The organism is Luteolibacter luteus (genome assembly GCF_012913485.1).
Taxonomy (GTDB): Bacteria; Verrucomicrobiota; Verrucomicrobiia; order Verrucomicrobiales; family Akkermansiaceae; genus Haloferula; species Haloferula lutea.
The window spans coordinates 1014614-1027517 of sequence record NZ_CP051774.1; the positions used below are offsets into that span (position 1 = coordinate 1014614).

At 60.8% G+C, this 12904-nt stretch carries 10 protein-coding genes and 3 tRNA genes; 6 read left to right on the forward strand and 7 right to left on the reverse strand.

Going from position 1 to position 12904, the window contains the following annotated elements:
- Positions 1 to 62: 62 nt before the first annotated feature.
- From HHL09_RS04030 to HHL09_RS04055, 6 genes are all read left to right on the forward strand, one after another.
- On the forward strand, positions 63 to 392 hold the full coding sequence (locus HHL09_RS04030) for a hypothetical protein (protein WP_169453201.1): 330 nt from the start codon (positions 63 to 65) through the stop codon (positions 390 to 392).
- A gap of 281 nt (positions 393 to 673) precedes the next feature.
- On the forward strand, positions 674 to 1171 hold the full coding sequence (locus tag HHL09_RS04035) for a hypothetical protein (RefSeq protein ID WP_169453202.1): 498 nt from the start codon (positions 674 to 676) through the stop codon (positions 1169 to 1171).
- Between the two features lie 201 nt (positions 1172 to 1372).
- The gene (locus tag HHL09_RS04040) at positions 1373 to 1768 is read left to right on the forward strand and encodes a hypothetical protein (protein ID WP_169453203.1); all 396 of its coding nucleotides are present in this window, start codon (positions 1373 to 1375) and stop codon (positions 1766 to 1768) included.
- A 232-nt stretch (positions 1769 to 2000) separates the two neighbouring features.
- Complete coding sequence (locus HHL09_RS04045; protein ID WP_169453204.1) at positions 2001 to 2261, forward strand: hypothetical protein; 261 nt, start codon at positions 2001 to 2003, stop codon at positions 2259 to 2261.
- Positions 2262 to 2356: 95 nt separating this feature from the next.
- Complete coding sequence (locus HHL09_RS04050) at positions 2357 to 5077, forward strand: PD-(D/E)XK nuclease family protein (RefSeq protein ID WP_169453205.1); 2721 nt, start codon at positions 2357 to 2359, stop codon at positions 5075 to 5077.
- Between the two features lie 26 nt (positions 5078 to 5103).
- Positions 5104 to 8076 carry a UvrD-helicase domain-containing protein gene (locus tag HHL09_RS04055; protein WP_169453206.1) on the forward strand — a complete coding sequence of 991 codons (2973 nt, stop codon included), beginning with the start codon at positions 5104 to 5106 and terminating at the stop codon, positions 8074 to 8076.
- A gap of 64 nt (positions 8077 to 8140) precedes the next feature.
- On the opposite strand, the gene hpf is transcribed toward HHL09_RS04055, so the two are convergent.
- From hpf to HHL09_RS04090, 7 genes are all read right to left on the reverse strand, one after another.
- A complete protein-coding gene (hpf, locus tag HHL09_RS04060; protein WP_169453207.1) occupies positions 8141 to 8728 on the reverse strand; it encodes a ribosome hibernation-promoting factor, HPF/YfiA family in 588 nt (195 codons plus the stop codon).
- Between the two features lie 185 nt (positions 8729 to 8913).
- Positions 8914 to 9567 (reverse strand): HAD family hydrolase, encoded by a 654-nt coding sequence (locus HHL09_RS04065; protein ID WP_169453208.1) that lies wholly within the window; start codon positions 9565 to 9567, stop codon positions 8914 to 8916.
- Positions 9568 to 9623: 56 nt separating this feature from the next.
- On the reverse strand, positions 9624 to 10640 hold the full coding sequence (gene rtcA, locus HHL09_RS04070) for an RNA 3'-terminal phosphate cyclase (protein ID WP_169453209.1): 1017 nt from the start codon (positions 10638 to 10640) through the stop codon (positions 9624 to 9626).
- A gap of 47 nt (positions 10641 to 10687) precedes the next feature.
- Positions 10688 to 12172 carry an RtcB family protein gene (locus tag HHL09_RS04075; protein ID WP_169453210.1) on the reverse strand — a complete coding sequence of 495 codons (1485 nt, stop codon included), beginning with the start codon at positions 12170 to 12172 and terminating at the stop codon, positions 10688 to 10690.
- A 217-nt stretch (positions 12173 to 12389) separates the two neighbouring features.
- Positions 12390 to 12526, reverse strand: a tRNA-OTHER gene (locus HHL09_RS04080).
- A gap of 2 nt (positions 12527 to 12528) precedes the next feature.
- Positions 12529 to 12667, reverse strand: a tRNA-OTHER gene (locus HHL09_RS04085).
- Positions 12668 to 12669: 2 nt separating this feature from the next.
- Positions 12670 to 12816 (reverse strand) — tRNA-Gln (locus tag HHL09_RS04090).
- Positions 12817 to 12904: the final 88 nt, after the last annotated feature.

Genomic DNA, 12904 nt, shown 5'->3' on the forward strand with positions numbered 1-12904 from the left:
GCGTCTTCATTTCCGCTCGTCAAACGACTGAATGAATCCCGCGGCAGCCGCGTCCAACGGTTATGATTTTCTCACGAACTATCCCACTTTTCCTGTCGGCGCTCGCCCCGCTGACAGCGGCCAGCTTCCCGGTGGTCCCGCCATCGGCGCAGGTGCTTACCTCGGCCGACGTCAAAGGCTTTTGGCTCCAGCGTCTGGAGCGACAACGACAGCGCGAGTGCGACCTGCTGGCGGAGATTGCTGAAGGTCGCCACGATCTGGCTGCCGAGCTGGTCTGCCTCAGCCATAACGTGAAAGCCTTCGAGCGACAGGGAAACGAGGAGATGGCCCGGGAGACAGCGGAGAAATTGCTAAAACTAAGGCAGGAGGTAGCGGAGCGGGAGATTGCGTGAGGGAGGGACAGGAGGACGGATAGCGGGGAAGGATAACCAGCCGGTGGAATTGAGGGCGGCAGGCTGGGCTTGAATCAAGGGAGCTCGCGGAAAGAGCTCCCCATGGCAGGAAAAAAGCTGCCAAGCGGTCGGATTCTGGCGATCGGGAGATGTCAGCCGTGGAAAGATCCGCGATCAAGGGGCCAGCGGTTCTTCGGACGCACCCGCCGGGTATCAAAAAATCCCGGTCATCAGGCCAAACTTCCATCGAATAGGCAGCAGCCCTCGCGGGTCATATTCCCATGCTCCTCCGTGCACTTCTCCTGAGCCTTTGCGCCAGCCTTCCCATCTTCGCCGAATCCCTGCCCGATCTCCCGGCATCCGAGCGGATCCTGACGGAGACCGAAGTGAAGAACTTCTGGCTGAACACGATCCGGCAGCGCCCCGTTCCGCCCACGCCTTCTCGCCTTTATCCGGAGCAACGGCAGCGTCGGCAGAACCTCATCGATTCACGGCTCGGCCTGATGAATGAGATCCGCGGCGGCAGCCACGACGTGAATGCTCGCCTCGTCTGCCTGGAGCACAACGTCGCCGCATGGAGAGCTCAGGGAAACCCGGACAAAGCTTGGGAAACCGAGAAGCAACTGCTTCTCCTCCGCGAACACTTGGCCAAGCTCGCCACCCTCCAAGCCGAGAAAGAGTCCGCGGAGAAGATCAGCGCGACAGCTGACGAAGTCGCGTCCCTCAGGGCGGAAATCGATCAGCTCCGTTCTCAGCTGAGCTCGATGCCCAGCTACTAAGTCTTCTCTCCGGCAGTTGAAAAGAAACCTAGGCTGCATCATGTTAGATGCTGATGCCGCCCAAGCGAAGAAAACTGCTTCTCGGCTCCCTGCTGGTCATGGCCCTGTTCATCGCAGGAGGCTACGGCTGGTATCGGTATCAGTATCCCTATCGAACCACCCATCGCTGCAACATCGGCATCTACATATTTTTGAGGGAGTATGCCCACGACCACGACGGAAATTTCCCTCAAGGGGAAGACTCCGCCACGGCGCTCTCAAAAACTCGTCACCGAATACCAAGTCCCGGAGAGCGTATGGGGACAGCTTGCCGGGAAGGCCTTCACCGATGAACAAGCGCTGGAATGCGTCAGGAAGCATGGCCGACTGACCGAGGAGTTCTGCTCTTGGCATCTGGTCCAAGGCCTCCGAAGCGATAGCAGTCCGGGCTTGGCCCTCTTCTGGGATAAAACTGGCCTTTCCCACAACGGCCACCGGACCGATCCCCCGAATTACGAAGTCAGCTTTCTGGATGCCAGCCACCGTTCGATCCCAGCCTCCAAATGGCCGGATTTCCTGAAACAGCAGGAGGAACTGCGGGAGGAGGCCCTGCGCTAGCCCCCCGCGGAGGCACGTGTTTTTTCCCCCGTCAAGCAGGAGGCCCAAATATGTCACGAGAACTTAAGGAAGTTTCTCGACAGCACGCCCTCATTTGATACAACACAGTATGCATATTGTATTTTCTTTTGATCTTACAGGTGCTGACGCTGAAAAAAACCGGGGGCTCTTCGAACTTTACCTCCGCGCGTTGGGATTCACGCGCGCTAGCTCCGTCTCCACGATGTGGAGAATGGCAGATAGCACGCTTACTTTGGGTGAGGTCCGCGACCTGATCGTGGGCCAAGCAAGGAACGCAGATGTCAGGCTGGGCGGCATCGCCCTGAGCCGCGGCACTGAATTCATCGAGGAGAACCACCCCACGACCTCGGCCTTGGACCGCCTGATCGCCTTGGGGATCGGTCCTGCTCCCGGCCTCACCAGACCGGTCTCCCCATCTTGGTCCAGTATCCTCTCCGTGCCGACTCCGGTGCCGAGAAGCGGCATGGCGTGACTCTCCACACGCCGGGACGATTTGAAGGCGGGTTGGAAACCCGCTTTCCTGATTTTTCCTTTCGTCTCCCCCTCTCTATCCCTTGAGATCGGCCCATGCCGGAGCGCGTGTTTTTGGGTTGGGACCGGCCCTTTCTGGGACTTTTGACGGAGTGGCTACTCGCGCGCCGGGACCAACTGCCATCGACGCTCGTAGTGGTCCCCACTGCTCAGGGCGGCCGCCGCCTCCGCGAGGCCTTGGCTGAGGCCGCTGGTGCGATCCTCGCACCGAAGGTGGTCACCCCCGGCTTCTTCATGCTCACCGAGGGCGAGAACATCGCCCCCGAAGCCATCGAACAACTCGCTTGGGTCGAGACACTGGAGAACCTCGGCGACTGGGACAACTTCTCCGCCGTCTTCCCCATTCCACCCGGCGAGGGCGAACCCTCCGGCTGGGCGCTGGGCTTGTCCCGTTCGCTGGCAGGGCTGCGGGCCGGCTTGCAGGAGAATGCGCTCACCGTGGCCGATGCCGCACGGATCCTCTCGAAGACTGTGGAGGGCGAGCGTTGGCAACAGCTCGCCGTGCTCGAGGGGCGGGTGGAACGACTGCTCTCGCGCTGGGGTCTCAGCAGCCGCAGCTCCGCCTTGTCGCGGCTAAAGCCGGTCGCCTATCCGGGCGTAAAGTGGATCGTGCTGGCAGGAGTGGCCGATCTTCCGGTCGCGGCGGCAAACTTGCTTTCCGGCTCGCCCCTCAAGGTGATCTCGCTCATCGGCGCTCCGGCATCCTTGGAGGAACGCTTTGATGAACTCGGGCGTCCCCTCGCGGATGCCTGGGTTGACCGTTCAATCCCATGGCCGGATGTCGGGCAGGGCGAAGTGGTGGTCGTGGCCAATCCGCGGCAGCAAGCAGCCGAGGCACTCCGCCTGACCTCGCTGGCCGCAAGCAAACCGGAGCAACTCGCGCTCGGTTCTGCCGATGAGGAGACCGCGGGTGAACTGGTTCGCGCCTTCGGCCGTGCAGGCTGGGAGCTTCACGATCCCTCGCATGTGCCGCCCGCTCCCCTCACTTCGTGGTTGGGTGCATGGCGAAGCTTCCTGAAGTCCCCCGGCAGTTCTTCCGCGATCGATCTGATCGGCTTTCCGCAAAGCGGGGCTCTGGTCCACGGCAAGCGCGCCCAACGCGTGGAAGCGCTGTCCTACGCCCGCGACAAGTTCCTGGCACGCGACGGCAGCGACCTGACAAGCGCGAAAGCCCTCACCTCCCGTGACAGCGAGCGGGATCGCCTCGCCCTCGCGGCGGAGACCATGGAGCAGTTGGAGCGCGTCCGCGGCGCATTCCTCCGGGACGGATTCCATTTCAGCATGCGACGGATGATGGGAATCATCGATCCACGCGAAGAAGAGAGCTCGAATGTGATCGCATGGCTGGAAGCGACCCAGCCCTTGGAGAATAAGATCGATCGCGATCATGGCTTCTGGATCGATCTCATGCGGGCCACATTGCCCGATCCCATCGTGATCCCCTCCGATGACCGCGTGCTCGATGTCCAAGGCTGGCTGGAGCTTTTCCACGAACCGGGTGCTCATCTCATCATTTGCGGCATGAACGAAGGCAAGGTGCCGGGTCGAGCCAGCAGCGATGCATGGCTGCCTGAGGGCACGCGCAAGATCCTCGGGCTTTCCCACGATGCCACGCGTGCCGCACGTGACGCTTTCCTGCTCACCTCAATGGTGGAAGCACGACGCGGCTCCGGTCGAGTAGACCTCCTGCTGGCGAAAAGCGGCGCCGGCGGCGATGCCCTGTTGCCGTCACGGCTCCTCCTCGCCTGCGAGGAAGAGCAACTTCCAGCCCGTGTGAAGTGGCTCTTTCGGGAGATCGAGCCGCCGGAATCATCCATCGCATGGACGATGGACGAGGCCTGGAAATGGAAGCCCACGATCATCGACAAGGAAGCGAAGATCAGCGTCACCGCCTTTTCCGATTACCTCACCTGTCCCTTCCGCTTTTACCTGAAGCATGTTGTTGGCATGTCCGCACCGGAGCCCGAGCGCGTGGAGTGGAATGCCCGCGACTTCGGGAATGTCGCGCACATCGTTCTGGAGCGCTGGGCGCTGGACGAGGAAGCGCGGGATTTCTCCAAGACGGAAGCGATCGAGAAATGGGTCCACGAGGAACTTGATCGAGTGATCGCGGAGCGCTTCGGCGCGCGCGTGCCCTTGGCCGTCCGGATCCAGCGCGAGTCGATGCGCCAGCGTCTTTCTTGGTTTGCGCAGGTGCAGGCGAGCGAGCGAGCCAACGGCTGGCACATCGAGGAGGTGGAGAAAAAGTTCGAAGTGCCGATTGATGGGATCACCATCGTCGGCCGCGTCGATCGCATCGAACGGCATGAAGACGGCCGCCGCCGCGTGCTGGATTATAAAACCGGCAACGTCAGCGGCGGCGTGGAGTCCGCGCATCGCAGCGGCGTGGTGGCCAGCACGCGCTTTCCGCTTCACCTCGAAGGCGTCTCCGCGATCCTCAGCAGCGGTGCCGACGGTAAGACGAAGCGCTGGAAGAACCTGCAGGTGCCGCTCTATTCCGCCGGCTTGGCGAACATCGACGAGCTTGGATACTTCGCGCTGGGAACCACCGAGGCCGATGTTAGGCTTTCACTCTGGGAAGGCTTTTCCAAAGCCGACCGCGACTCCGCGATGGCCTGCGCGACGTGGGTAATCGGAAAAGTCCGCGACCGCGTCTTCTGGCCACCCGCCGAGAAAGCGGACTTCGACGACTACGCCGCACTCTCCGTGGGGCGCACGCTGATCGACACCGTGCTATGGAAGGGAGGCGCGCCATGAGCTTGGATATCCTTTGGAAAAATCTGATGATCCTGGCCTCCGCCGGCTCAGGAAAAACCTTCCAACTCGGCAACCGAGTGATCGGCCTGGTGGGAGCGAAGCAAGTCGATCCTGCCCGGATCGTGGCGCTGACTTTCACGAGAAAGGCCGCCGGGGAATTCGCGGACTCCGTACTTTCCAAGCTTGCCGAGTGCGCGGTGGATCCTGCGAAGGCGCGACAACTCTGCCAGCAGATCGGCGAGGATTTCGAAGTCGCCCCTGCCCTCGCCCGGGTCGTCAAAGCGCTACCGACTTTCCAGCTCGGCACCATGGACTCCTTCTTCGCCCGTGTGGTGCGAGGATTCCAATATGAGCTTGGACTCACCGGTGGCACCTTCGAATTGATCGAAGGCCCGCGCCAGGAAGCAGCCGTGTCCGATATCCTCGCGGAGGTTCTTAGCGACGCAATCGAGCATGGCGACGCTAGTGATTTCCTCCATGCCTTCCGTCGCGCCACGCTGGGCAAGCAGGGCCAGGGCGTGCTTGCGGATGTCGAGAAGTTCCTCGGTTCATGGCATGGCCTGTGGAAATCAGGCATCACTCCCAACGGCTGGGGCGCACGTAATCTCTTTCCCCTGCTCCCGGATGTCGATGCATGGGAAGAGAACAAGCGTGGCATCATCGCCAAGCTCCGGGATGGTGAGGGCAACGAGCCCATCCTGAAGCTGCTCGACTTCTTCGAGCTTCACACCGTCGGAAGCGGCAAGGTCGCCAAGGCCGGCGTGACCTTCGATCGCTTCGTGTCGGAGATCAAAAACGGCGGGGACATCGAGATCCCCTACAGGAAGTCGCTCATCCGCGTCAGCGGAAAGGCCGCCGAAACCTGGCGCGAACTTTTCCATCTCCTCGCTGGCTGCGAACTCGCCGCAGCTGTCGCCCGTACTCGCGCCGTGGCGGATCTCGTAGGATCACTCGATCGCGAATGCGAGCGCCGCTTGCGCCGCCGTGGCATGCTCGGCTTCGATGACGTGAAGGTTCTGATGGGCCGCTGGACCGGCGATGAGGAAGCACGCATCCGTCGCGAAGCCGTGGACTTCCGGCTCGATGCCCGCTACGACCACTGGCTGCTCGATGAGTTTCAAGACACCAGCCGGGCCGAATGGAATGGCATGGTGCCGCTGCTCGATGAAGCGGCGAGCCGGGAAGATGGCACCCTCTTCGTCGTGGGTGACCGCAAGCAGGCCATCTACGGTTGGCGCGGTGGCGATGTCTCCCTCTTCGATGAAATCCAGCAGCGTTATGGGACAAACGATCATCTCAAGGTTCACACCATGCCGGAGTCGTGGCGATCTTGCCCGGCGGTGCTCGATCTGGTGAACCGCGTCTGTGGCGACATCGAGACGATCCGCGAGCTCTTCGGCGACGAGGTAGCCGGGATCTGGCAATGGGAGGATCATTACTCCGCGAAGCCCAATCTAAGCGGTGAGGCAAAAGTCGAAATCGTGGCCAAAGACGATCGCGATGATCATCTGGTAAATCTTCTTCACTCCGTCGGCATCGGCTCGCGAAGCCTCACCTGCGGAGTGCTGGTACGGACCAATGACCAAGTGCGTTCCACCGCGGCTCTCCTGAGGGAACACGGCTTCGACGTCATCGAGGAAGGCCGACGTCAGCCTGTGGCGGACAACGCCCCCGGCGTCGTCCTCTTCCATCTGATCCGTTGGCTCGCCGATCCAGCCGATCCCTATGCCCGCGAAGTCATCGCGATGTCGCCGGTTTCCTCGGTCATCCAGGAACGTTTCGGCATGGCGTGGCAAGCCGCTTGGGAAGGCCTGCTCAAGATCGCCCAGCAGAAAGGCTATGCCGCGATGGCGGAGCAGCTCGTCGAGCCGCTTTGGGCTGATCTCTCCGAATTCTCCCGCAGTCGTGCGGGCGACGTGATCGGCGCACTTGCCGAATTCGATGCCAGTGGCACGAACACCCCGCGCGAAGCAGTCCGCTGGATCGGGGATCTCGAAATCCCGCAGAGTCCCGGAGCTGCAGCGGTGCAGGTCCTTACCATTCATAAATCGAAAGGCCTCGGCTTCGACGTCGTGGTGCTTCCTCTTGTTGAAGACACGCAGGTTCCGGATCTCGGAGATTTCCGCGTCGCCCGCGGCGAAGATCATGGCGGTCCATGGGTTCTGGAAACGCCTGCCGGTTGGGTGCGCAGCTTGATCCCCGCGCTCTCCAAGGCGGAAGCCGCTTGGTCCGACGCCCAACGCTACGAGGCGATGTGCGTTCAGTATGTCGCCCTTACCCGCGCCAAACGCGGCCTCTACGTCCTCCTGCCGGAAGTCCCGAAAAGCCGGAACGATCCTCATGCCTGGACCTCACCCGCCAATTGGATTGCGCGCTCGGCCGGCGATAGCCCCGGCCCCGTGATCTTCCAATCTGGAGAACCCGACTGGTGGCGGGAAATTCCTGCACGCCACCTTCCCACCAGCGCCGAACTTCCAGTCCTCGCTCAAGCATCCCCAAAACGCCAGCGCATCACGCCCTCAGGAGCGAAAGCGGACTCGCTCTCAAGCTCGCGGAGCGGAAGGAGCTTCGGCAACGACCTTCACGCCGTCTTCGAGACGATCGGGTGGCTCGACGACGCCACCCCGCAGCTTCCAAAAACTGCTGCGGGCAAGCTCGTCCGCGACCTCTTGGAGAAACCCTCCATCCGCGAAGTCTTCGAGCGCCGTGACCGCAGCGCTGAACTCCACCGCGAGCAAGCCGTCGAAGCCATTTCCGACGACCGATGGATCAGTGGAATCATCGATCGCTTGCATGTCTTCCGCGATCCCCTTGGACTTCCCGAACGCATCGAGGTGATCGATTTCAAGACCGACGATGTCGCAAAGCCAGAACAACTCGCCGAACGCTACAGAGGCCAGATGGAGGCCTATCGCAAAATCATCGCCACCGCCTTCGGTGGCGCACCCGTGATTTGTCGCATCCTGTCAACAAAGCTGCGCCGCTGGGTCGACTTCTAGAAAACAGAAACAAGACGCCCGCCACGGCGTGACCGGGGCGGGCGTGAGTCGGGGAGGAAAATCCTCATTCCTTGATGTCCACCGCTCCATACTCGCCGTCCTTGCGACGGTAGAGAATGGTCAGGCAACCGCGGCGCGCACTCTTGTAAAGCACGAAGGGGCGGTCGGTGAGCTCAAGCTCCATCACAGCATCCTCCTTGTACATCGTGCGGAGACGATAGTTCTCCGGATGGACGATGAAGGGCTCGGGATCATGCTCGGATTCTTCCGGGTGATCGATGATATCCTGAGTGAAATAGCGTTCCTCAAGGTGCCGGATGGAGTCGTTCCGGTGTGGCCGCTTCTTCTTCATCAGGCGGGTCTTGTGCTTCCGCATGCGGCGCGCGATCTTGTCGATCGTTTCGTCGATGGCGGCATACATATCCTGTCCTTCCGTGTGGGCCTCGATCGTGATGTGGTTTGCGCAAAAGAGAATGATTTCGGCGATGTGCCGGTTTTTCTGAACGTCGAGAATGGCCTTCGCCTCGATGATGCGCGGATAGTCGAGATGGAGTCCCTCGATCTTCTTCTGAGCGTAGTCGCGCAACGAGTCGGTCACGGATTCGTGCCTTACGGTCACCGTGATGGGCAGGTTCACATTTGCGGTTTGCATGTCTAATCTCCTGTTTGTTTATGGGTGATTGGACGGCGGTTCTATCCGCCCTATCCACCTTGCAGGGTGGACCAGAATCCGTCGAAAGGCCACCTTCTTCTTGCGAAAAACGCGGCATCCCTTGACACCAATTGGTTAGCCGCGAGGGTCCGTATTGCGTATGTATTGACCCCTTCTCCCGCCGCTCAGAAGAGCTTGAAAAGCGCTCCCAGATCTGCCAGATTGGCGATTACCTCTCCCGCTCCGGCAGCCTCCAGAGCCGCCACGTCGTGATAGCCCCAGCCGACCATCACCGGCTTCATTCCGGCACCAAGCGCGGTTTCGAGATCAACGGTGGAATCTCCGATAAAGAAGCACTCCGCGGCATCCGCTTGCCAAAGTCCGGCAATCTGCAAAGCCGCGTCCGGATGAGGCTTGCGAGGAGTGTCCGGACGCTGCCCCAGCACAGGGTCAAAAGGAATGCCTGGGAAAAGCCGCTCCACGATCTCTTGGGTGAAAGGATGTGGCTTATTCGAAAGAACCGCCATCCGGACACCTGCCGCAGCCAGCTTCCGGAGAAAATCCGGCACACCCGCGTAAGGCACCGTACCCTCCGGCCACGTCGTCGCGTAGTCCGCCTTGAAAGCATCCTCGACCGCAAGGATTTGCTCCGAAGAAGTTCCCTTTGGCGAGGCTTTGCGCACGAGCTCATAGGAACCATTGCCGATAAATCGCCGCACGTCCGCATGATCGTGACTGGCGAATCCGCAACGCTCCAAGGCGCGGTTCAAGGATCCGGCGATACCCGGAAGGGAATCCACAAGAGTGCCATCGAGATCAAAAATCAAACCGCCCTTCATCGCGCCGGGATGAGAGGCTGCGGCGGACTCTTTGGCAAGACCCGCCTCACCCCCGGTCACCTGCGGACCACCTCCACGACTTTCCTCCCGCGTTCTTCTTCCCTGATGTCGAATTTCACATCGAGGAACTTCTCGATCACGGAAACGTTCGTTGGCACATGCTGGTCGAGCGACATCGTCGCAAATCTCCCCTCGCCTGCCAATGCCATCGGCAAGAGCAACTGGTCGGCAAGATGGCGACCTATTGGCACACCGGCACCGAGGTAGTTGTTCATCGACTTCGCCGCATGGTGGCCGATTTGCTCCGCAGTCCTGCCTTTTTCCCCGAAGGTGCTGGTCATCTCCCGCGCCTCGCCAAAATCGCTTTCGACCAAACAACAGATGCCCATGCCCGCTCCGGGCTCACGGCTCTCTACGGCGGCGTCCTTGCAAGGAAGCACTTCAAGCGCCGCATCCAGCATGCGTCCGGCAATCGCCAAGGGAAGATGCCGGTAGAGCACGCGGATGCGGCTCTTCCCCTCTTCCGCACGTGTCATGAGCTCGAAGGGAAGAAGCTTTTCACAAGGATGCACCGTCGCGTGGAAGACACCACCACCGGCCGGCGCGAAACCTGCGCTCTCCAGTGAGACTTCGGCGCGCGGCCCAAGCTTCGCCAGCGAGTGTAGGAAAACGCGCTCGATGAAATCGAAGGGCGGGGCGAGCGGATTGTGCGTGCCGCCCTCCAGACGCAAGGTGGACGGCTGGTCCGCCGTCCACAGGGCTGGCAGCAAGGTCTGAAAAAGCAAGGTGGTGCTACCCGCCGTCCCAATGGCGAATTCATACGATCCGCCTCGTATTTTCCCTGCACGGAAGACCAGCTCGGTGGAGCCGATCTCGGCGCCATCCGCCGTGCCGCCGGAGATCTCGCAGGCGGCCTTCACGCAAGTGAGATGCTGCCGCATCAAGCCGGGCCGCGAGCGTTTGCCACGGATATTCGTCATGCGGAATGGCTGTCCCGTGACCATGGCCAGGGAGAGCGCCGTACGCAGCATCTGGCCGCCGCCGGAGATGCCATCGAGTTGAATCGGTTTCATTCTAAAAGGAGCTGATAGGTCCCATGATCTTCGCAGGACCTATCAAATCAATCGTCGGCAGCCGCCTCGTCTTTGATCACGAAGCGAGCCTGGAGTTTCGCCACCGTTTCGGCGAGACGGGCGCTTTCCACGCTACGCAGGACTTCAGGGAAGTTCTTGTAGGCCTCCGGCGCTTCGTCGATCGGGTAGTTGCGGCAGTTGGTCATGATGTCGGAGACATCGAATTCGGCATTCACGGTCTTCTGGTCAAGGGTCCGCGCCGCGTGCTTACGTCCCATCTGGCGGCCCGCACCATGATTCACGGACCACGCGGTGCGCTCGGCACCGGCACGTGCCACCATCACCACCGAGCCATCGCGCGGATTCCCCGGCAGTAGAATCGGGTGACCGGTCTTCTCAAAGGGAGTGTCCTTCAGCGAGAAATGTCCGCCAGGGATCGCACGGGTTGCTCCCTTCCGGTGCACCCACGACTTCTGGCCGTCGACGATTTCTTCCCGCGCGATGTTGTGCGAGATGAAATAGACCAGCCGTCCCTTCGCTCCCGGAAGGACTTCCTGAAAGGCCTCCAGCACGAGGGCATTGATGAGCAGGTGGTTCACGGTCGCGAAGTTCGCGCCAAGCGCCATGTCATCCAGATAGGCATCCGCCTCCGGAGTTCCTAGTGGCGCGTAAACGAGCTGCTTGTCACCGGCTGGAAAAGGCGTGGACCAAGCGCGGAACTTGTTCTCCAGGTCTCTGAACTGACCTTGCGCGAGCAGGTTCCCAAAGCCACGGGATCCACAGTGGCTGAGGAAGGACACATGGCCGTCCCGCAGCCCGAAAGTCTCCGCGGTTTCGCGGGCCCACGGACGGTCGGTCACCTGCGTGATCTCACACTCGCCGAAATGGTTTCCCCCACCATAGGAGCCAAGCTGGGTCATCTTTTCTGCGAAATTCCGGATACGCCCGGCATCGAGAATGAAGTCCAAGCGGCTACGAAGGGCATCGTAGGTTCCATCATGGCCGACATGCGTGGAGTCCTCACATCGCTGTGCCCACTCGAACGGAATCCCGAGAGCCTCGCAAACCTCACGGCTGGCCCCCTGCGTCACGGCACTTGCGCCGAGTTCCCGGTCAACCAAACGCGCTTTCTTCGCGGAGCGCTGCCCGCGGCCAGCACCAGTCGGGGTTCGCTCGACGATCGCATTGATCAGCGCACGCCGGGTCGCCTTGTCACGAATCGCATCCTCGGGAATATCGAGCTGAAGCAGGCTCATGGAGCACTTGATGTCCACCCCCACCGGCCCCGGATAGATGTGCGTAGGCGAAACCATCACGCATCCTACCGGCGCACCATAGCCCGCATGAGCATCCGGATTCAGGATCACATCCGTCACCCCCGGCGCCATTCGCGAATTGATCGCCTGCTGGATACAGGTCTCGTCGAAGTTGTCCCGGATCGCATCGGTTCCGATCACCGTGATCGGCTTGCCCTTGTTTTCGGGAAGAGGGAGGAAGCCGATGGCTTCGTCGGTCTTGTGGATGGAGTTCATGAGTCAAGAGAGAGTGGATGAACGGAAAGAAGCCAAAAATGGCAAAGAATAGAATGGTCGCGACGGCCAAAAGAAGAACGGAAAGCCGTGAAGTGTCCGATTTTCGGCATGCACACAGCACATCCAAGGTTCAATCGGAGCATTCATCGGAAAGAAAAGGCGACAAGGATTTGGCGAAACTTCCTGCTCTACCGCTGAGCTACCGGGCCGTCGAAGGTGGCCCGGGACGGACTCGAACCGTCGACCTGGTCATTATCAATGATGTAGTTCCGCCGGCATTCGCCGGGACGAGAGGAGAAATCGTGACAAGGATTCCGAAGACATGAAGCGCGTCTACCTATTCCGCCACGGGCCTTGCGGCCCGGCGGGACTCGAACCCGCACGGCTTTCGCCGCTCACTGATGAGGTGTATTCTTCGGTGGCATTCACGATTGGGGAAACGGCGACAAGGAGTTGTGAAACGTATGGTTCCTGCTCTACCAACTGAGCTACCCGCTTGCGCGGAGGCGGACTCGAACCGCCGACCAGGTCCTTAACAGGGATGTAGTTCCACGGGCATTCGCCGTCAAAGGGGCAGAATTTGAATCGCGACAAGATTGGAAAGATCCTTGGTAACTGCTCTACCAGACTGAGCTACCCGCCGCAACGGGATCGGATTTGAACCGATGACAGGTGTAATCTTTCGGGCATTCGCGGAGATGAACCATGCCGACAAGGAATTGGCAGGACGAT